This window comes from Streptomyces sp. NPDC057638 (assembly GCF_042800315.1).
GTDB lineage: Bacteria > Actinomycetota > Actinomycetes > Streptomycetales > Streptomycetaceae > Streptomyces.
The window spans coordinates 17,843-39,318 of record NZ_JBHVHF010000038.1 but is presented as its reverse complement, the minus strand read 5'-3'; the positions used below and the strand labels follow the sequence as shown (position 1 = coordinate 39,318).

General features: G+C 73.5%; 15 protein-coding genes. All 15 read left to right on the top strand.

The genetic code is table 11. From position 1 onward, the window contains the following. Positions 1-66 precede the first annotated feature (66 nt). Complete coding sequence (locus tag ACFVIM_RS08325; RefSeq protein WP_384299864.1) at positions 67-1,167, top strand: alcohol dehydrogenase catalytic domain-containing protein; 1,101 nt, start codon at positions 67-69, stop codon at positions 1,165-1,167. Positions 1,168-1,269: 102 nt separating this feature from the next. Next, entirely contained in the window at positions 1,270-2,607 is a 1,338-nt protein-coding gene (locus ACFVIM_RS08320) for an NAD-dependent succinate-semialdehyde dehydrogenase (protein WP_384299863.1), read from the top strand. 95 nt (positions 2,608-2,702) lie between these two features. Beyond that, complete coding sequence (locus ACFVIM_RS08315) at positions 2,703-3,578, top strand: patatin-like phospholipase family protein (RefSeq protein ID WP_384299862.1); 876 nt, start codon at positions 2,703-2,705, stop codon at positions 3,576-3,578. Between the two features lie 676 nt (positions 3,579-4,254). Next, the gene (locus ACFVIM_RS08310; RefSeq protein WP_384299861.1) at positions 4,255-4,425 is read left to right on the top strand and encodes a hypothetical protein; all 171 of its coding nucleotides are present in this window, start codon (positions 4,255-4,257) and stop codon (positions 4,423-4,425) included. Continuing rightward, positions 4,422-5,426: a 3-oxoacyl-ACP synthase gene (locus tag ACFVIM_RS08305; protein WP_384299860.1), complete on the top strand. Its 1,005-nt coding sequence runs from the start codon at positions 4,422-4,424 to the stop codon at positions 5,424-5,426. Before ACFVIM_RS08310 ends, ACFVIM_RS08305 begins: the two co-directional genes overlap by 4 nt. Before the next feature lie 35 nt (positions 5,427-5,461). Next, positions 5,462-7,924, top strand: a complete 2,463-nt coding sequence (locus ACFVIM_RS08300) for an iron-containing redox enzyme family protein (protein WP_384299859.1) — start codon at positions 5,462-5,464, stop codon at positions 7,922-7,924. Then, positions 7,924-9,108: an acyl-CoA dehydrogenase family protein gene (locus ACFVIM_RS08295; protein WP_384299858.1), complete on the top strand. Its 1,185-nt coding sequence runs from the start codon at positions 7,924-7,926 to the stop codon at positions 9,106-9,108. Before ACFVIM_RS08300 ends, ACFVIM_RS08295 begins: the two co-directional genes overlap by 1 nt. A gap of 412 nt (positions 9,109-9,520) precedes the next feature. Then, entirely contained in the window at positions 9,521-10,963 is a 1,443-nt protein-coding gene (locus ACFVIM_RS08290) for a lysine N(6)-hydroxylase/L-ornithine N(5)-oxygenase family protein (RefSeq protein WP_384299857.1), read from the top strand. Then, a complete protein-coding gene (locus ACFVIM_RS08285; RefSeq protein ID WP_384299856.1) occupies positions 10,960-12,036 on the top strand; it encodes an NAD(P)/FAD-dependent oxidoreductase in 1,077 nt (358 codons plus the stop codon). Before ACFVIM_RS08290 ends, ACFVIM_RS08285 begins: the two co-directional genes overlap by 4 nt. Further along, positions 12,033-14,465 (top strand): class I tRNA ligase family protein, encoded by a 2,433-nt coding sequence (locus tag ACFVIM_RS08280; RefSeq protein ID WP_384299855.1) that lies wholly within the window; start codon positions 12,033-12,035, stop codon positions 14,463-14,465. The genes ACFVIM_RS08285 and ACFVIM_RS08280 overlap by 4 nt, the downstream gene beginning before the upstream one ends. Beyond that, on the top strand, positions 14,462-17,920 hold the full coding sequence (locus tag ACFVIM_RS08275) for an amino acid adenylation domain-containing protein (protein WP_384299854.1): 3,459 nt from the start codon (positions 14,462-14,464) through the stop codon (positions 17,918-17,920). Before ACFVIM_RS08280 ends, ACFVIM_RS08275 begins: the two co-directional genes overlap by 4 nt. Positions 17,921-17,922: 2 nt before the next feature. Beyond that, positions 17,923-19,542 carry an AMP-binding protein gene (locus ACFVIM_RS08270; RefSeq protein ID WP_384299866.1) on the top strand — a complete coding sequence of 540 codons (1,620 nt, stop codon included), beginning with the start codon at positions 17,923-17,925 and terminating at the stop codon, positions 19,540-19,542. After that, positions 19,535-19,813 (top strand): acyl carrier protein, encoded by a 279-nt coding sequence (locus ACFVIM_RS08265; RefSeq protein WP_384299853.1) that lies wholly within the window; start codon positions 19,535-19,537, stop codon positions 19,811-19,813. Before ACFVIM_RS08270 ends, ACFVIM_RS08265 begins: the two co-directional genes overlap by 8 nt. Position 19,814: 1 nt before the next feature. Then, entirely contained in the window at positions 19,815-20,441 is a 627-nt protein-coding gene (locus tag ACFVIM_RS08260) for a GNAT family N-acetyltransferase (protein WP_384299852.1), read from the top strand. Then, positions 20,438-21,475: a C45 family autoproteolytic acyltransferase/hydolase gene (locus ACFVIM_RS08255; protein WP_384299851.1), complete on the top strand. Its 1,038-nt coding sequence runs from the start codon at positions 20,438-20,440 to the stop codon at positions 21,473-21,475. Before ACFVIM_RS08260 ends, ACFVIM_RS08255 begins: the two co-directional genes overlap by 4 nt. Position 21,476 lies beyond the last annotated feature (1 nt).

The window sequence follows — 21,476 nt, the reverse complement described above, 5'->3', positions numbered from 1 at the left end:
CCCCCCCACCACCCCGGCCCCGGAAGATCCCACCACCTCGGCCCCGGAACAGAAGAAGGCGTCCTGATGTCGTCGACAACCTCCCCCGCCATCGTCTTCGACCCCGCCGAGGGGCTGCGCTCACGTGAGGTCTCCCTGCGGGCCGCCGGACCCGGCGAGGTCGAGATCGAGATACGCGCGGCGGGCGTATGCCACTCCGACCTGCATGTCGTCACGGGCGACTGGCCGAGCGACCGCTCCCTCGTCCTCGGGCACGAGGCGGCCGGGGTGGTGACCGCGACGGGTCCTGGCGTCGCCTCCCTGAAGGCCGGTGACCATGTCGTCCTGTCCTGGTTCGCGCCGTGCCGCCGCTGCCGCAGATGCGTCGCCGGGATGGCCTGGCTCTGCACCGGCACCAAAGCCGTCGCCAACACCCACCCCGACGGCACCACCCCGTTCACGGACGACCAGGGCGAGCCGGTCTGGCCCTACCTCGGACTGGGCGCCTTCACGCGGCGGCTGGTCGTGCCGGAAGTGGCCGCCGTGAAGGTCCCGGACGAGCTTCCCTTCGGCATCGGCGCCCTCCTCGGCTGCTCCGTCACGACGGGCGTCGGTGCCGTCGTGAACACCGCGGGCGTGCGCCCCGGCGAATCGGCGGTGGTCATCGGCACCGGCGGAGTCGGGCTCTCCATCGTGATGGGCCTCCGCCTGGTCGGCGCCGACCCCGTCATCGCCGTCGATCTCTCGGCCGAACGCCTCGCGACCGCACGGCGGTTCGGCGCCACCCACACCCTCGACGGCGCCGCGACCGATGTCGCGGCCTGGTGCCAGCGGGAGTTCGGCGGGGTCGAGTACGCCTTCGAGGCGATCGGCAACCCCCGGATCATCGGTACGCTCCCGGACATGCTCACCTCAGGCGGGGCGGCGGTCCTGGTGGGCATGGCGGCGACCGGCGCGACGGCCACCTTCAACGCCTTCGACCTCGCGGACCAGGGCAAGCGCATCCTCGGCTGCAACTACGGCTCCAGCATCGGGGAACTCGACATCCCGAAGCTGGCCCGCCTCTACCTGTCGGGCCACCTTCCCCTGGACGACCTCGTCGGCCGTACCCGCCCGCTGAGTGAGGCGGCGGCGGCCTTCGACGACCTCCGGTCGAACACCGGCGTCCGGACGATCCTCGAACCGTGAGACTCTGTAAGGCCCGTAAAACACCGTAATACGCCCTTCTCGACTGGCGCGGCCCGGCGCACCAGCGGCGGCCGCGGCCGTCCCCGACCACCCTCAGGAGACATGATGTACGCCGTCACCGACCCGACCACCGGTGAAGTCACCGCCACCTACCCGACCGCCACGGACGCCGAGGTGACGGCGGCCGTCGAAACCGCCCACACCGCCACGGCCTGGGGGCGTACCAGCTCCGTGGCCGAGCGGGCGGCCCTGCTGCGGCGTCTCGGCGATCTGCACACCGAGCGCCGGGCCGAGCTGGCCGCGGGCATCGTCCAGGAGATGGGCAAGCCGCTCCAGGAGGCCGAGGGCGAGATCGACTTCTGCGCCGACATCTACCACTACTACGCCGACCACGCCGAGGAGTTCCTCGCCGACGAACCCCTCGACGTCCGCTCCGGCCCCGGGACCGCCGTCATCCGACGCGCCCCGGTCGGCGTACTCCTCGGCATCATGCCGTGGAACTTCCCCGCCTACCAGGTCGCCCGCTTCGCCGCCCCCAACCTCGCGCTCGGCAACACCATCGTGCTCAAGCACGCGCCGCAGTGCCCGGCCACGGCCGCCCTGCTGGAGGCCCTCTTCACCGAGGCGGGCTTCCCGGCCGGCGCCTACGTCAACGTCTACGCCACCAACGAGCAGATCGCCGGAGCCATCGCCGATCCCCGGGTCCAGGGAGTCTCCCTCACCGGCTCCGAGCGGGCGGGCGCCGCCGTCGCGGAGATCGCCGGGCGCCACCTCAAGAAGGTCGTCCTCGAACTCGGCGGCTCCGACCCCTTCATCCTCCTCTCCACCGACGACCTCGACGCCGTCGTCGACTCCGCCGTCGCCGCCCGGCTCGACAACACCGGCCAGGCCTGCAACGCCGCCAAGCGGTTCGTGGTCCTCGACCACCTCCACGACGCCTTCGTCGAGCGGTTCACCGCCGAACTGCTCGCGAGCCAGACCGGCGCCCCGCTGTCATCGGCCGCCGCGGCCGAGAACCTGGGCCGCCAGATCGACGCCGCCGTAGCCCAGGGAGCCACCCTCCACACCACCGGCGAACGGCACGGCGCCCATGTCCCCGCCGGAGTGCTGACCGGTCTCACCACCGCCCACCCGGCGGCCCGGGAGGAACTCTTCGGCCCGGTCGCGATGGTGTTCGCCGCCACCGACGAGGAAGACGCCATCCGGATCGCCAACGACACTCCCTACGGTCTCGGCTCCTACCTCTTCACCACCGACCCCGCCCAGGCCAGGCGCGTCGCCGACCGGATCGAGGCCGGGATGGTCTTCGTCAACGGCGTCGGCGCCGAGGGGGCCGAACTGCCCTTCGGCGGTATCAAGCGCTCCGGGTTCGGCCGGGAACTCGGACGGCCCGGGATCGAGGAGTTCGTCAACAAGAAGCTCATCCGTACCGTCGCCTGACGGCGGCGGTACAGGGGCGGGGGTGAGCGGACCGCCCGGCGGGCGGAGCACCGGGACGCCGCCGGGCGGGCCGGGACCGCGCCTATCATCGACGGATGACGCGACGCGGACGGGTCTTCGGCGGTGGCGGTGTGGCGGGGGTCGCGTGGCAGACCGGGGTACTGACCGGGCTCGCCGCGGGGGGAGCCGACGTACGGGACGCGGACCTCGTCGTGGGTACGTCAGCGGGGGCGACCGTGGCCGCGCAGCTCACCGGCGGCGCCCCGCTCGGTGAGCTGTTCGCGCGTCAGGTCGACCCGGCGCTCCAGGTCCCCGAACTGGCGCCGCTGCTCGACGCCGGGGACCGGATGGCGCTGGTCCTCGACGCCTACGACGGTGCCGTGGACGCCCTCGACGTACGGCGCCGGATCGGCGCCATGGCGCTGGCGGCGCCGACCGTCACGGAGGCCGAGCGGCGCGCGGTGATCGAGGCCCGGCTCCCCTCCCACGACTGGCCGCGCGCTGGGGCCTCCGGGGCCTCAGCGTTGCGGATCGTGGCCGTGGACGCGGCGACCGGTGTCGAGCGGGTCTTCGGCCCGGCCTCGGGTGTCGCTCTGGTGGACGCCGTGGCGGCGAGCTGCGCGGTGCCGGGAGCCTGGCCGCCGGTCACGGTCGACGGGCGGCGGTACATCGACGGCGGCGTCCGTACGGCGGAGAACGCCGACCTCGCCACGGGATGCGACCGGGTCCTCATCCTCCAGGTCGTGGTGGTGCCCGGCAGCACCGACCTCGACGACCAGATCGCCGCGCTGCGCGCGCGGGGGGCGCGGGTGCGGGTGGTCCGTCCGAACGGCGCCGCGGCGGCCGCGATCGGCCCGGACGTTCTGGACCCGTCGGTACGGGAGGCGGCGGCGCGCGCCGGTCACGCGCAAGGAGTACGGGAGGCGGCGGCGCTGACCGGGTTCTGGTGCGCGGACGTGCCGCCGTCCTGACCGTTCGCGCGTGGGAGGAGATCGCCCCGTTCGGGATCCCGGCGGTCTCCCTGCGCCGATTCCCGGGTGGTGGGGATGGCCGGATCGTGTGGGGACACAGGGCCGCCCCAGCCACCCGGGCAAGAGGTATTTCGGCCATGGTCGCGCCCGCTTGAGCGGATCGATCGGCCGGAAGTGTTTCGGGAGAAAATCCAGGGGACGCAGTGACACGTCTTGACATGCCCATTGCTTATTCGACAATGGCATCAGCGTTCCGCTTGTTGTGTTGGTCGGCCACGATGGACGGACGGCGAGCGCGCCGGATCCTCCGTCCCGATCGCGACCCTGGAGTGAGGGCAGATAGGGGGGAGCACCCATGCGGCCACGGTTCGGAACACCACCTGCCGTGCCGCCACGGTGCGCCCCGCGCCCCGGCCGGCCCACACGGCCCGTTCGATGTCCGAAGCCGATCGCGGAACGGTCTCCGAACATCGCCACCGGCCCGCCGGAGCACCGCCGTTCGAGGTAAGGCCGAACCATGGGCCGGACGGTCCGCCCGCTTCACGCGGCGGCCCCGTGGACCGGTCGTCCGCGTGTCCCGCCCCTCCCCTGCGTAGGGGGCCGGCGCCGACCGCTCCGCTGGTGAAGGGCGTCCCGGGAAAGTCATCGAGGAACGACGCGACATGCGGCGGAGGAGATGACGGTCGACATGGTCCAGATCGGCGCCAGACAGGAATTGGGAAGCATGACCGGTCAGCTCAGCGGGGTCACCGCAGGTGCCGAACCGCGCCGCGCGGACACCTTCGGCACCGTTCGGCACCTGCCCGGGCGCCGTGTGCCGAGCGGCCTGCCGGGGCCGCCATCATGATCCCGGCCGCCGCGACCACGAACCGGACCGCCGTCGCCCCGGCCGCGACGCCAGCCCCCACCGCCATCGCCCGGGCCTATCTGACCGCGCCCCGCTATCTGCTCGGCGAGATCGCGCGGGACCACCGGGAGATCCCCGGCTTCGCCGACCGGACCCGTGCGTACGGCATGGAGCCTGACGCGCGGTTATGGGGCTGGGGCACGGTCCACCGCACCGAGCGGGAGCTGGAGGAGCTGGTCATCCGGGTCGGGCGGGAGATCACCGGCATGGCCCGGCCCGACGCCCCGCCGGAGTCCGGACCCGACGCCCCGCCGGAGTCCCGGGTGGACTGTCTCGTGGTGTGCTCGACGAGGTTCCCCGGCGACGCCCACACCCACGGACGGCTGATGGAGACCATCCTGACGGGGCTCGGCCTCGACTGCCCCTTCCTGGGCCTGACCCTCAACCGGTGCACCAACCTGGTGACGGGGCTCGGCGTGGCCGAGGCCCTCGTCCGGAGCGGCGCCCACCGGGATGTCCTGGTGATCACGGCGGACCGCAGTACCACGGAGTCGGCCCGGGTGGAGAACTTCGCGCTCTTCAGCGACGGCGCCGCGGGCTGCCGGGTCACCGCGCGGCCCGGGGAGTACGAGATCCTGGGCACGGCGAGCGCGCGGGACCCCCAGGCGCTGGACTGGGGGAACGAGATCAACGCGGATCTGTCGCGACGGGTCAACGACATCCTGCTGCCCCCGCGGGGACTGACCCCCCGTGATCTGGCCGGTGTACTGCACAGCAACCTGTATATCCCCCTCATCGTGATGAAGGAACGCCTGGCCGGATTCACGCCCGCGCAGCTCGACACCTCCAACACCGCCCGGACCGGCCACTGCTTCGCCGCCGACCCGCTGATCAACCTCGTCGACCGGCGCACCGAGGCGGGCGGGTACTACCTGCTCGCCGCGAGCGTGCCGGGCTCCCGCGCCGCCATGTTGTTGCGCAAGGCCCCGTCACCGCACTGATCCGCACCGCCAGACGACAGCGACCGGAGACCCCGATGTCCGCTTTCACCTTGCCCGACACGTTCGTCGTCGCGCCCCTGTCCACCGCCGAGTTCTCCCCGTCCGCCGAGGCGGCGGCCGGGGACACGATCGCCGCCGGCCCGGAGGCCGTCTACCTGAGGCTGATCGGCGACCAGGAGTCCGAGGCGGTGTTCCTCCTGGCCCGGCATGTGCTCCACGGCCACCTCGGGCGGGCCCGGGATCCGGCGCACCGGGATCCGGCCGACCGAGAGACAACCCGCCGAGAGGCAACCGGCCGAGGGGCAACCGGCCCGGAGACGTGCCGACCGGAGACGGCGCTGAGGGAGGCGCGCGCGGGGGTACCGGCCGGTCACGACGACGGCGTACGGGGAACATCCGGCGCGCGTCACGAACCCGGCGGCCCGTGCCCAAGCGAACAACGGGCCGACGCCATCGCCGCGCGGACGCACGACGTACGCCGTCGGATCACGGAGCTGCTGCGGCCGGTGGCGGAGGCCGGGCCCCGGGTCCGTGACGCCGTCCTGGCGCAGCGGGCGCCGCTGGCACTGATCGGGGGCTGCTGGCTCGACGCGGTCTCCCAGCCCGCCACACAGCCCTCGGTCGTGGTGAACCACCTGGTGCGCCACCAGTTCCTCTGGCGCGGCGAGGGCAACCCCCGGCGCGGGCTGCACCACCTGCGCCGCACCGCCCTGGAGGACAGGGGGATCTTCCTCCCGGAGGTCACGGCGCCGGACTTCCTGCGCCGGACCGAGGCCAGGCCGCTGACCATGTGGCACGGCGCCTGCCACCTCAGCCTGGCCAGGCTGTCCGCGACGTTCCTGCCCGAGGTCGTCGGTACGCACTACGCCATGACCGCGCTCGGCGTCGACGAACTCCTGCTGGGCACCCGGCCCCTGCTCGCCGAGGCGGAGCTGCGGGCCACCCTCACCACGTATCTCGCGCTCTCCCCGCCACCCGTCCGCGACCGGCTCGGTACGGCGGTCAGCCGGGCGCTCGCGATGGAGCTGGAACACGCGCGCCTGCTGCGGGACATCGCCGAGTGGCACACGGGCCTCTCCCTGGAGGCGGAGGTCGCGCGGATCGTGGCGCGGCACGCGCCGTACGCGGGCAAGCAGCACCGTGGGGTGCGCGTCGGCGGCAGGCCGCTGAGCGAGCGGTTCGGCGAGCCCGGCTTCGACGTGGCCGCGTTCGTCGCCGACCTCAGGGCGTCCCCGCATCTGGCGTCGCGTGACGGCACGTGCCGGTTCCTGCGGGCCATCCGGTTCGGCGGTCCCATGTTCGGCGTCTTCGACGAGCGGGAGGCGGCGACCTTCCGGCGCTGGGCCGCCTCGATCGCCGCCGGAGCCGCACCCGGCGCCGGCCTCACCCCGGACACGGCCGGTGACGGTGGCGCGGCCGCGCTCGCGGAGGCCATCGCCGCGCCGCCGCCCGGGGTGCGGCTGCGAACGGCCGTACGCGGCGACGACCGCGCCTTCCTCCACCGGCTGGTCAACGTCGAGAACTTCCCCCATATCCGCCCCCTCGCCCGCGACTGCGCCGAGGACGGCCTCGCCCGCGCCGGGATCCTCTTCGAGCACGGGGCCGCGGGCACCCTCACGGACGCGAGCTGGTTCGACTACTCCCCCGCCGCGCTGAATGAACGCGTCGACCGGATCTACTGGGACAAGCTGGTCAACCCCTACCGTCCACTCACCGAGATCCCGGACCGCGACGAGGTGGTCTTCGGCCAGAAGACCTTCGCGCTGGGCAGCATGATCGACGGTGCCTGGGCCCACCGCGTCGGCGCCACCGGCCGCTGCACCCGGCGCAGTGACGGCATGCTCTACGCGATCTACGCGGACGAGATGGGGCGCGGCGACCTCGGCAAGAACCACATCACCCTGATCTACCAGGTCCTCGCCAGCCTGGGGGTGCGGGTGCCGCACATCCGCGACGCCGCCTTCCTCGACCAGGACGAACTCCCCGACCACCTCTACGGATTCTCCCTGTTCCAGCTCAGTCTCGCGCTGTTCCCGGACTCGCTCTACGACGAGATCCTCGGCTACAACCTGGCCATCGAGATGTTCGGACTGGGCACTCAGCGCATGCACGAGACGGAGAAGCTGCGCCACCACGGCTTCGACACGGCGTACGAGGAGGCGCACCTGTCCATCGACAACCTCTCCGCCGGTCACGCCCGGCAGTCGGCCGAGATCGTCATCACCTATCTGCACGATGTGGCGGCGGTGTCCGGAGCGGACGCGGTGGCCGGGCACTGGCGGCGCGTCTGGCGCGGCTACGCCTCCTTCGCCTACTTCGTCGAGCACCGGCTGGTGGACCGTCTCACGGCAGCCGGCGACGGGCACGGCCCACTCACGGCAGCCGGGGACCGGAACGGCCCGCTCACGGCGCCCGGTACGGCGGACGGCGCTCTCACGGCGCCCGGAACGGCGGACAGCACGCTCACCGCGCCCGGAACGGCGGAGGTGATCATCTGATGCCCCCGGCCCCCTCACCCGGCGCCTTCGACCCCAGGATCCTCGCCCTGCCCCTGTACGAGGAGCACCATCGCGAACTGGCCCACCGGCTGACCCTCTGGTGCGACGGTCACGAGGACCTGCTGGCGGACGCGGAGCCGCCCATGACGGCGGGCCCGCGCATCCTGCGCGCCCTCGGCGACGGGGGCTGGCTGGCCTTCCTCGACGGCGGCCCCGACGACCACCGCGCGCTGTGCCTGGCGCGGGAAGCCCTGGCGTACGCCGGTGACCTCGCCGACTACACCTTCTCCATCCAGGCCCTGGCGGCCGGCCCGCTGCGCCGCCACGGCACCGGCGAGCAGCGCCGCCGGTATCTGCCCGGACTGGCCAGGGGCGAACTCTGCGCCGCCTTCGCGGTCTCCGAGGAGGCGGCGGGCTCGGACGTCGCCGCGATCGGCCTCGACGCACGCGAGACCGCGACGGGCTGGGTGCTCGACGGAGGCAAGGCATGGATCGCCCACGCCGGTATCGCCGATGTCTACACGGTGATCGCGCGCACCGGACCGGGGCCGGGCGCGCTGGGCCTCAGCGCGTTCCTGGTACCCGCGACCACACCCGGTCTGCGGGTGCGGCCGGTGCCGATGATCGCGCCGCGTGCCCTGGGCCATCTGGTCTTCGAGGAGTGCGCCCTGCCGGGGCAGGCGCTGCTCGGCAGGCGGGGCGGTGGGTTCCCGATCGCGATGGAGGTGCTGGACCGGTTCCGGATGACCGTCGGGGCCGCCGCCCTCGGCTTCGCCCGGCGGGCCGCCGACGCGGCGCTCGCCCGGGCCCTGGCCCGGCCGATGCGGGGTGGGAAGCTCTTCGACCTGCCGACCGTGCGCGCCGCCTTCGCCGGCATGGAGGTCAAACTGGACGCCGCCGCGCTGCTGGTGGCCCGCGCGGCCTGGGAGACCGACCACGGGGACCCGCGCTACCCCCGGCACTCGGCGGTGGCCAAGTTCTACGCCACCGAGGCCGCGCAGGAGATCGTGGACAGCGCGCTCCAGGTCTTCGGCGCGGCCGGGCTGGTCCGGGACAGCCTGATGGAGCGGCTCTACCGGCAGATCCGGTCCCTGCGGATCTACGAGGGCTCGTCGGAGGTGCAGCAGGCCGTCATCGCGGCGGCGATCGACCCGTACCGGACCGCCCGGGGGGTGTCGTCATGACGCGGATGTCGTCAGCGACGCCGGACATCCGGCCGCGTCCGGGTCAGCAGGCACGGACGCGGGCGCGGACGGGGACGCGGGCGCAGGTGCAGGTGCAGGCGCGGACGGGGACGCGGGCGCAGGCGCGGACGGAGACACCGCCGCGACCGCCATGGCCCCTGGGCCGCCCCTGCCCACCGCGCCCCCTGGCACCCCTCCCGAGAGCGCGCGCCCCTCGCCCGTATCCGCGTTCCCGTCCTGAAAGGGCGGCCCCTATGACCCGATTACGGCTCAGGCACGAGGCAGGCGGCACCGGACGGCGCACGGCGGCAGTGCCCGTCGGCGCGGCACGCCCCAGGGCCGCGCCCCCGAGCGCCCTGGCTGGGCCCCCGAAGGCGGACGGGCCCCCGGACACCGACGGAGGCCCGCGCCTATGACCGGAACGAGCCACTTCAGAGTGATCGGCGTGGGCGTCGGGCCCGCCAACCTCAGCCTCGCCGCGCTGCTGCACCCGCACCCCGACCCGCCGAGTCTCTTCCTCGACCGCAAGGCGGCGTTCGGCTGGCACGACGGCCAGCAGATCCCCGGCTCGCTGCTCCAGGTCTCGGTGCTCAAGGACCTGGTCAGTCTCGCCGACCCCACGAGCCAGTTCTCGTTCCTGAACTACCTCCACGACCAGGGGCGGATCTACCACTTCATCAACGCCCAGTTCGACGCCGTGCCGCGGCAGGAGTTCCGCAACTACCTGGAGTGGGCGAGCTGGCGCGTGAAGAACGTCGTGTTCGGGGAGGAGGTGCGCTCCGTCGACTTCGACGGGGTGTTCCGGGTGCGTACCGGCGAACGCGTGCTCACCGCGGACAACATCTCCGTCGGCGTCGGCGCCCGGCCGTGGATTCCCCCCGCCGGACAGGGCTGGAACTCACCCAGCCAGTTCCATGTGTGCGACTTCGTCGACAAGGCGGCCGACCTCGGCGGCAAGCGTGTCGTGGTGGTGGGTGGCGGGCAGTCGGGCGCCGAGGTCCTGCTCGACCTGATCTCCCGGGAGGGCCCCGGACTCCCCAGCCGGGTCTCCTGGTTCTCCCGGCGGCGCAACTTCCTGCCGATCGACGACACACCGTTCACCAACGAGTGCTACACGCCCTGCCACTCCGAGTACTTCTACGGTCTGGAGCACACGACGCGCGAACGGATCAACCAGGAGGCCGTCCTGTCCAGCGACGGCATCTCCGTGTCCACGCTGCGCGCGATCTACCAGCGCGCCTACCACCACCGGTTCGTCGCACGCTCGCCCGGACTGGTCCGGCTCTGTCCCAACCGGGAGATCACGGGTGTGCGCCGGGCCGGTGCGGCGTGGGAGCTGACGGTGGTCGACAACGACCGGCCCGGCCTGCCCGCGTACGTCACGGCCGATGTGATCGTCTGGTCCACCGGCTTCCGTACCGGACGGCTCGATCTCCTCGCCCCCGTGGCGGACCGGCTCGCCTGGGCGGACGGCGAGTACCAGGTGGACCGGGACTTCGCGGTGTGCTGGGACGGCCCCGCCGACCGCAGCGTCTTCATCCAGAACGGCGCCCCCGCCCAGCGCGGTCTCGCCGACAAGAACCTCAGCCTCCTGGCGTGGCGCAGCCAGCGCATCGCCGACCGGCTGCTCGGGGTCCAGCGGGAGGAGCAACTGCCCGCCTTCGTCGACTGGACGAACGCCGACGGACCCGCGGCGGCGGACAAGGACGCCTGCGCGGCCGCCGACCGTGCCGGGCCCACGGCGGCGAACGCCGACGGACACACGGCGAGAAGAGACGCGCACGCGGCTCCGGACGCCGACGGACCCGCGGCGGCGGACACCGACGGGCACACGGCGTGGGAAGGCACCCGATGACCCCCGGCACGGTCGCGGTGATCGGCGGGGGCATCATCGGCGCCCTCGTGGCCCGGCGGCTCCTCGACCGCCATCCGGACGCCGGGGTCCTCCTGCTCGACCAGGACGTGGTCGGCGGTGGCGCCAGTCGGCGCTCGGCCGGACTGCACTTCCCGCGCGGGGCGAGCCCCCGGGTGCGCCGGATGTCGGCGTACAGCCAGGACTTCTACGAGCGGCTCAGAACCGAGCGGCCCGCCACACCGATCTACCCGGTCGCCATGAGTGTGCTGTCGCGCGCCGCGCCGACGGAGCTCGCCACGGTCTACGCCCGGCCGGTCCGCCGTGAGAGCACCCCCGCCGTCCTGACGGCCTGTGGCGCCGAGGTCCGGGTGGGGCGGGACATCTCGGTGTGGGATGTGGCGGGCGCGCAGTACGCCGATGTGCACCGGCTGGTCCAGACGCTGGTCACCGAGGTGCGTCCCCGGGGCACCGTACGGGAGGGGGTCCGGGTCACCGCGCTCGACCCGGGCGGCCGGGGCGCGTACGGGGTGGGGCTCTCGCTCAGCACGGGCGAGCGGCTGACCGTCGACCGGGTGGTCCTGGCCCCGGGGCCCTGGCTGAGCGCGCCCGCGTGGGCCGCGCTGGTGGCGCCGCTGGGGGTTCGGGTCAAGAAGGTCGTCGCGCTGCATGTCGACCACCGCGCCACCGGGACCGACCGGGCCCTCGTCTTCCATGACGAGGACGCCTTCCTGCTGCCGCTGGCCTACCGGGGGCACTGGCTGTTCAGCTACACCAGCCCGGACTGGGACGTCGACCCCGACCGGGTCGCGGCCGGTCTCGGTGCCGAGGACGTGGAGCGGGCCCGGGCCTGTCTGGGCCGCTACGCGCCCGCCCTCGCGGAGCGCTGCACGTCCGGACGCGTCTTCTGCGACGCCTACAGCCCGACCGGCCAGCCGCTGGTGTGCCCGCTCGACCCGGAGCGCCGGGTGGTGTTCGCGGGCGCGGCCAACGGATCCGGGTACCGCCTCGCACCGGCCATCGCGGCCGAGGCCGTCCAGTCGTTCGACCCGAGCGGGAATGGGAGTTCACGATGAGGATCGACGCCTTCGACCCCGCGGCGCTCAGCGACGCCTTCGGTATCGACATGAGCGCGATCGGCCTGCCGGGCGGGGTGGGTCTCGGCGCGGCGTGGGGCCGGGTGGTGCCGGGCGGGCGCTCCGACCCGCACCAGCACGACGAGATCGAGATGTTCGTCATCGTGTCGGGCGACGGCGAGGTCGTGGTGGACGGCGCGCGCCATCCCGTGGCGCCGGGCACGGTCATCACCTTCGACCCCTTCGAGACGCATGTGATCGAGAACTCCGGCGCCACCGACATCGTCTTCGTGACCTGCTACTGGCGCGCCGCGCGGCACGCCGGGGAGTCGGCCGCGCGCCCCGGCCGCCGCCGCTTCGGGCAGCGTCCGGTCTTTGTCTTCTCCACCCCGCCCACCCCCAACGGCGATCTCCATCTCGGCCATCTCTCCGGCCCCTACCTCGGCGCCGACGCCTTCGTCCGCTTCCAGCGGATGAACGGGGTACGGGCCTGGCATCTGACCGGCAGCGACGACCACCAGAGCTATGTGGCCGCCACGGCGGAGCGGGAGCGGAGCACACCGCGGGAGGTCGCCGCGCGCTACGGCGCGGAGATCGCCCGCACCCTGGAGCTGATGGACATCCGCCCCGACCGGTACACCGTGACCAGCACCGACCCCACATACCGCGAGGGACTGCGCGACTTCTTCGCCGCGCTGACGGCGTCCGGCGCGGTGACCCGCCGCGACCTGCCCGCGCTGTTCGACGAGGAGAGCGGCGCCTATCTCTACGAGGTCGATGTGTCCGGCTCCTGCCCCGTCTGCGGGGCCGACGCGAACGGCAACATCTGCGAGGAGTGCGGGGAGCCCAATATCGCCGCCGACCTCACCGGGGCGCGCTCCCGGCACTCGGGACCGGTGCGGAGGGGCACCCTGACCCGCCACTGCCTGCCGCTGCACACCTTCCGCGAGACCGTCGACGCGCACCACCGGCTGGGCCGGGTCCCCGCGCGCCTGCGTGAACTGGCCGAGCGGGTGCTCGCCCGGGAGAGCCTGGACCTGCCGCTGACCCACCCCGCGCGGTGGGGCGTGCCGCCGTACGACACCGACGACCAGGTGATCTGGGTGTGGCCGGAGATGGCGTACGGCTTCCTGCACCAGATCGCCGCGCTCGGCGCCGAATCCGGCGAGCGGTGGCGCGCGGACAAGCCGGAGCGGGACTGGAAGATCGTGCACTTCTTCGGCTACGACAACAGCTTCTACCACGCGATCCTCTATCCGGTGCTCTACCGGCTCGCGTTCCCGGACTGGGAGCCGGACATCGACTACCACGTCAACGAGTTCTATCTGCTGGACCACCAGAAGTTCTCCACCAGCAGACGGCACGCGGTGTGGGGCCGGGACCTCCTCGCGCCGGAGACCGTCGACGCGGTGCGCTTCCACCTCGCCCGTACCCGTCCGGAGGGCGAGCGCACCAACTTCGACCGGGAGCGGTATGCCGCGACCGTGCGCGACGTGCTCATCGACGGCTGGCAGCGCTGGCTGGACGGGCTGGGCGAACGGCTGCGGACGCGGTACGGCGGCAGGGTGCCGGACGCGGGCGTGTGGACCCCGGAGCACACGGCGTTCTACGCCCGGCTCGGCGGGCGCCTGGCCGCCGTGACGGCGAGCCTGGGCCAGGACGGGTTCTCGCTGCGGGCGGCCACCGCCGAACTGGAGGGCCTCGTCACCGACGTACGCGCGTTCGCGGCGCGCGAGGAACGGCTCGCCGACGCGCCACGGTGGGCGGCGGAGAGCCGTACGGCCATCGCTCTCGAACTGGCGGCCGCCCGGCTGCTGTCGCGGGTCGCCGCCCCCGTCATGCCGCGTTTCGCCGCCCGCCTGGCCGTGCTGCTCGGCGATCCGGTGCCGGAGTACGGGACGGGGGACGCGACCGGGCCACTCTGGCCGACGACGGTGGAACCGGTCCCCGCCGGGACGGTGGTGGACCTGACCGGGCAGGTGTTCTTCATGGCCGAACCGACGTCCGTCCCGGCCGCCGGTCCCCCCAGCGCTTCCGGGACCGCCGCGCCGCCGAACGCCTCCCCCACCGCGGCGGGCCCGACGGCGGCAGACCCGAGGGCGACCCGTACGGCGGATACAGCGGACACCACGGGCGCGACGGGCCCACCTGCTGCGGCGGACACCACGGCTGCGACGGGCACGGCCGGAGCCGTGGCCGCCGCCCTGCCCTGGCTGACCGATCTCGTGCGCCGGTCCCTCGGCCTCCCCGAGGGAGCCGAGGTCGCCGGCACCTCCCTGCGGGCGCTCGGCGCGTCGTCGTTGCAGCTCGTCGCGGTCCAGTACCAGATCCTGGAACGGTACGACCTCGACGTCCCGCTCCCCGAACTGCTCGCCGAACGGAGCATCGCCGCGCTGGGCGCGTACCTGGCCGAGGAGGTGGCCCGGTGACCGGCTATCTGGCGGTGCTGGACGAGATCAGCGCCCGTGGCCTGAGCATCGTCGCCGTCGGCGCGGACCTGCGGCTCCAGGGACCGCGCGAACGCGTCGACACGGAACTCGTCCAGCGGATCAGGGCCGTCAAGCCCGATCTCCTCGCCCATCTCACCCCGGTGCCCGGGTTCGCCCTGACCCCGCTCCAGCAGGGCTATCTGGCGGGCCGGGACGAGGCGTTCGAGCTGGGCAATGTGGCCAGTTACGTCTACCACGAGATCGAGGGCCACTGGGACACCGAGCGGCTCCAGTCCGCGCTCAACTCCGTGATCGCCGCGCACGACGCCCTCCGCTCCCGCTTCACCCCGGAACTCACCCAGGTCCGCCAGCCGCGCGCCGAGGTACGGATCCCCCTGGCCGATCTGCGCGACGACGACGGCACCGAGCGCGCCGCGCAGCGCGCCCGCTGGTCGCACCGGATGCTGCCCGCCGGGCGCGCGCCGCTGATCGCGGCCGAGATCTCGCTCCTGCCGGGCGGCCGGATGGTCCTGCACCTCGGCCACGACGGCCTGGTCATGGACGGGATCAGCATGTTCCTCTTCTTCCGCGCCTGGTGGGCACGGTACGCGGGCGCGGGCGCGGCCGAGGAACCCATCACGGCCAACGAGCCCATCACGCCCGAGGGACCCGTCACGGCCGAGGAACCCATCACGGCCAACGAGCCCATCACGGCCGAGGAGCCCATCACGCCGGAGGAGCCCGAGGAGATCTCCTTCGCGTCCTATGTGACCAGCCTCGACGCCGCACGCGCCCGCAAGCCCTACGCCCGGGCGAAGGCGTACTGGCTGGAGCGCCTGGAGCGCGGCACCGTGTGGGAGCACCCGGGGCTGCCGCTGGCGAGGGACCCGTCCGAGATCGCCGAACCCCGGTTCACCCAGCGCCTCGTGCGTGTCCCGCCCGCGCGGTGGGCGGCGCTGAAGGAGCGGGCCGCCGGTGCCGGGCTCACCCCGTCCGGGCTGCTCTTCGCCGCGTACGCCGAGACCCTCGCCTGCTGGGGCGCGGGCCCCCGGTTCACCCTGACCACCACGGCCGCCCACCGTCCGCCCGTCCACCCGCGGATCCTCGAATCCATCGGGCAGTACAGCGATCCGATGCTGGTCTCCGTCGAGCTGGACCGGGGGCTGTCCTTCACCGGGCGGGCCAGGGCCCTCCAGGAGCGGTTGCGGGCCGACCTCGACCACCGTCACTTCTCCGGTATCGAGGTCCTGCGGGAGATCGGTCTGCGCGTCGGCGGACAGCCCCGTATGCCCTTCACCTTCAACAGCACCATCGGCTATCCGCTCCCCGGCGTGGACGGATCCGCGCTGGAGCTGTTCGGGCCCGAGGTCCACACCGTCAGCCAGACCCCGCAGACCTGGCTCAACGTCTTCGCCATGGAGCAGCACGGCGGTGCGGTCGTCCAGCTCGACGGTGTCGACGAGCTCTTCCCCGACGGTCTGCTCGACGATCTGGCGGGGGGTTACCAGCGCCTGCTCGATCTGCTCGACGACCCGGACCAGTGGCGGCGGCACCGCTTCGACCTGCTCCCGCCCGAGCAGCGCGAGCGCAGGCGCGCGGCCAACGACACGGACCGGCCCCGGCCGCCCGCGCTGCTCCAGGACGCCTTCCTGGCCCGGGTGCGCGAGGCCCCCGGGGCACCGGCGGTGCTCACCTCCACCGGTGCGCTCACCTACGCGGAGCTGCACCGGCGGGCCGTGGCCGCGGCGGGCCTGCTGCGCGCCCACGGCGTCGGCCGGGAGGAGCTGGTGGGGCTGGTGATGACCCGGGGGCCGGAGCAGATCGTCGGCATCCTGGCCACCCTCCTGGCGGGCGCGGCCTATCTGCCCGTGGCCGCGGAGCTGCCCGCCCGCAGACGGCGGGAGCTGCTCGACGGCGGCGAGGTGCGGTGTGTGCTGACCAACTCCCCCGGGAGCGCGGACGCGTCGGACGGGCGGGTAGTCCTCGTCCTGGACCACCGGGCCGACCCGGGCGACGGTCCCGGCCACCTCTCCCCCGCCGCCGGGGCCACCCCCGACGACCTCGCCTATGTCCTGCCCACCTCCGGCACCACCGGTACCCCGCGCGGGGTGATGGTCAGCCACCGGTCCGTCGTCAACGTCGTCGCGGACTGCGCCCGCCGCTTCGGCGTCGGCCCGGCGGACCGGCTCTTCGCGGTCAGCGCCTTCGGCTTCGATCTGTCGGTGTACGACGTCTTCGGCGCGCTGTCCGCCGGTGCCGCCCTCGTCCTGCCCGACCACGACCGGGCCGCCGACCCCGCGCACTGGCTCGACCGGTGCGCACACGGCCGGGTCACGGTGTGGAACTCGGTGCCGCAGATCGTCGCGCTCCTCCATGAGCAGGCCCTCGACGACGGCCTCCACCCGCTGGCGGACCTGCGCCTGGTGCTGATGAGCGGCGACCGCGTCCCGCCCGGCCTGCCCGCCGCCCTGCGCGGGAGCCTGCCCGGACTGGATGTGGTCGCCCTCGGCGGCCCGACCGAGACGACGGTCTGGAACGTCGTCCACCCCGTCGGCCCCGGCGAGGACGGCTCACGGACCCTCCCGTACGGACGGCCGAACGACAACAACAGGCTGTACGTCCTGAGCGAGGACGGACTCGACCTGCCGGACTGGGCGACCGGCGAGATCCACGCGTCGGGGACGGGTCTGGCCCGGGGGTACTGGAAGGACCAGCGGGCCACCGACGCGAGGTTCTTCCTCGACCCGCACCGCGGCGTCCGGCTCTACCGGACCGGTGACCTCGGCCGCTATCTGCCCTCGGGCGAGATCGACATCCTCGGCCGGTCGGACACCCAGCTGAAGGTCAACGGCCATCGGATCGAGGCGGGCGAGGTCGAGACGCACCTCCTCGCCCTGGACGGGGTACGGCAGGCGGCCGTGGTCCGCCACCCGGGTGACCGGGGTGATCTCCTGACCGCCCATGTGGTGCCGGACCGCCCTGACCGGACCGGCGCCGACACCCGGCGACGGGAGGGGACAGAACGCGAGACGACGGGGCAGTGGGAGGAGGGACGACAGCGGGGGGAGGCGCTGCTCACCGCCCTGCGCGACCGGCTCCCCGCCTACCTGGTCCCGGCCGCCGTGGTCTGGCATGAGCGCCTGCCGCTGACCGGCAACGGCAAGGTCGACCGCGCCCGGCTGGCGCGCGGCAACGCGCCCGTGGCCGTCGCGTCCGGCGACACCACACCGGCCGAGGGCGTCGAACGCGAACTCGCCGGACTGTGGGCGACCGTGCTCAAGGTGCCCGAGGTCGACGCCCTGACCCCGCTGACCGAGATGGGCGCCGACTCGCTCGCCGCGGCCCGGATCCTGGCCGGGGTGCGCAAGCGGTTCAAGGTCACCATCCCGCTGTCGGAACTGATCCGGGTGAATACGGTACGGGCGATGGCCCGCAGGATCGGGGAGGCATCGTGAGCGTGCTCAACCGGGTGGTCGACGGCCCGCCGCGGCCCGGCCACCGGCTCACTGTCACCCGTCTCGGTGCCACGGAGTCCTGGGACCTCACCGAGGTCTGGGAGCGCTCGGGCCGGGTCGCCGCTCATCTGCGGGGTCTCGGCGTGCGGCCCGGCGACCGGATCGGCGTCCTCGGGGCGAACTGCCTCGCCTGGGTCCTGCTCGACCTGGCCGCACTGCGGGTCAAGGCGGTCACCGCCGGATTCGACCCCGGGAAGTTCGACGCCACCGGCGCCGAACTCGTCGACCGCTACGGCCTCGCGCTGCTCTTCACCGACCGGCGCGAGGAGACCGGCCGGCGCGAGGAGACCGGCCACCCCGCGGGGACCCCACGCGGGGCGGAGCCCACCCGGCCCGACGAGCCCACCCCCGCCCCCGCCTCCGCCCGGCCCGCCGGGCCCACACCGGCCTCGGCCTGGGCCCGGATCCACCCCCTCGCCTCCGTCCACGACCTGCCTCCGGCCCCGGCCGGACCGCCCCCGGTGGTGTGGCGGCCGGACGAGGCGCCCGCGCTGAAGTTCACCTCGGGCAGCAGCGGCCCGGCCAAGTCGCTGCTGGCGAGCGCGGGAAGCATCGACGACTCGCTCGCCGCCGTCCAGGAGATGTTCGCCCATGGGCCCGGTGACGACCTCTTCGTGTTCCTGCCGCTCTCCCTGCTCCAGCAGCGGTACTGGGTCTACTCGGCGTTCGCGTTCGGCCATTCCGTGACGATCAGCACCTACGAGGCCGCGTTCGCCGCCCTGCGCACCGCGCGGCCGACGGTCGTGATGGGCGTGCCCGGTTTCTACACGACGGCCCGCGCCCATCTGCGGGAGACGGCCGCCCGTACCGGGACCACTCCGGCACAGGCCGCCGCCGGACTCTTCGGCGACCGGATCCGCTATCTGTGGACCGGTTCCGCGCCCGCCGACCCGGCCACCCTGCGCTTCTTCACCGAGGCCGGGCTGCCGATCTACGAGGGGTACGGACTCAACGAGACCTGCATCGTGACCAAGAACCATCCCGGCGCGCACCGCCCCGGCAGTGTGGGCCGGGTCCTGCCGGGCAAGAGCGTGTTCATCGACGCGGACGGGGTGATCAACGTCCGGGGCGATCATCCGGTGGCCACCGGTTACGAGCACGCCGGGCCCGGTGACTCGGAGGCGATGTTCCGGCCCGGCGGGATCGTGCGCACCGGCGACCTCGGCCGGCTGGACGAGGACGGATACCTCTACGTCCTGGGCCGGGCCGACGATGTCATCGTCCTGGACAACGGCAAGAAGATCGTCGTCCGGCCGATCGAGGAACGGCTGCGGGCCAGCCCCCTGATCGAGGACTGCGTGGTGACCAACCCGTCCCAGCGGCAGCTCGTCGCCATCGTCTCGCCCGCCCGGGGTCCGGTGGACCCCGAGCTGATCGCGGCGGCGCTCCGGGAGGCCAACGCCGGGCTCGACCATGACGAGCGGATCGGCAAAGCGGTACTCGCGGAGCGCTTCAGTGTGGACAACGGTCTGCTCAGCGCCCAGTTCAAACCCCGCCGCGCGCATATCGAGGCCCGCTACCGCCATCTCGTCACCGACCCCCGGGAGGGAATCCATGTCTGACATGTCCGAAGCCTCCGACACGATCGAGACCACGGCCCGCGCCGCGCTGGCCCGGCTGCTGCCGCACCAGCCGCCACCGGAGGCCCTCGACCCCGGCGCGGATCTCGACCACCTCGGTCTGACCTCGCTGAACAAGGTGCTCTTCCTGACCGAGGTGTGCGACCGGACCCAGGTCGGGCTGCACCACTTCACCGAGCAGGACCTCGCCGCGATGCGCACGCTCACACAGGTCGTCGACGCCCTGACCCGCCACGCCGCCGAGGTGGGCTGAGATGACCTGGACCGAACGCGCGGCGACCGTCCTGGACGACGGCGCCGTCCGGCTGCGGCCGCTCACGGCCGCCGACCGTGACGCCATCCGCTCGGTGGCGATGGACCCGGCCATCTGGCGCTACTTCGTCTCCCGGGTCGAGGACGAGACCTCCTTCGCGGCCTTCTTCGACGCGATGCTCGCCGACCACGCGGCCCGCCGCCGGGTCGTCTTCCACATCACCGACCTGGCCAGCGGCCGCACCGCCGGGTCCATGAGCTACGGCAACCTGTCCGAGGCGGACCGGCGGCTGGAGATCGGCTGGTCCTGGCTCGGCCGGGACTTCCGGGGCGGCGGCGTCAACCGCCACGCCAAGTACCTGCTGCTCCACCACGCCTTCGACCGGCTCGGCGCCGAGCGCGTCGAGTTCAAGACGGACCGGCGCAACGAGCAGGCCCGCCGTGCCCTGCGCAACATCGGCGCGACCGAGGAGGGCACACTGCGCAGCTTCAACCCGATGCCGGACGGCACCCGGCGCGACGCCGTGTACTACAGCGTCCTGCGTGCCGAGTGGCCCGGGGTGAGGGAGCGGCTCACGGCGGCCCCGGCGCGGCCCCTGGATCTGATGGACCCGGCGGACCAGGGGTGACCACCGTACCCACGGTGGCGCATGTCGTCGCCCGTGGCGAACCGTACGCACTCGGCGTCGCGCACGGCACGGCGCTGCGGCGGCGGCTGCGCGCCTTCCTGGACGACGGCGTCGCCCGGCTGAACCATCTGCTGCCCACGGCGGTGACCCCGGTGACACCAGCCGGTCTGGCCGCCGACATCGCCGCCTACCGGGCGGCGATCACCCGGGCCACCCCGCGCCTCGCCGACGAGATCGCCGGACTCGCCGCCGGGGCCGGGCTCACCTCCGACGAGGCCACCCTGCTGCAACTCCGCCGTGAACTCCTCGGCTACCGGTCGATCCCCGCCTGGGGCGACTGCACCAGCTATGCCCGGCCGGGGCTGCTGGCGCAGACCGTGGACCTGAACGGGAACCTGGATGACCAGATCGCGGTGCTCGACCTCGGCGGCGACCGGCGGCGGGCCCTGGTCCTCAGCTTCGGCGGGCTCCTCGGCTATCTCGGCGTCAACACGTCCGGCCTCGCCGTCGGCCTGAACCTGGTGCTCGGCGGCGCCTGGGGGCCCGGCCTGCCGCCGTATCTCGCCATCCGCCATCTGCTGGACAGCGCGGACTCGGTGGAGCGGGCCGTCGCGACGCTACGGGCGCTGCCGCTGGCCAGCTCTCGTACGATCGTGCTGGCCGACGCCACCATGACCGCCTGGGTGGAGGTCCTGGGGGCCGAGTACCGGGTGATGAGGTCCACCGAGTCGGTGCACACCAACCACTTCCTCGCCGCCGACTTCACCGACCGCGACGAGCTGAACGTCTTCGCCCGCACCTCCTCCCTGCGGCGGCTGCGCGCCGCCGAGACCGCGCTGCGGGAGCTCCCCGGGGACGCCGGGGCGGAGGACCATCTCGCGCTGCTGTCACGCCCGCCGATCCGCGTCCCGGGTGACGGCCGTATCCGTACCGAACGCACCGTGGCCGCCGTCGTCCTCGACGCGCGGCGGCGGACCCTGCACCTGCGGCCCGGCGACCCCCGGCACTCCCCCACCCTGACCTTCCAGCTCTGAC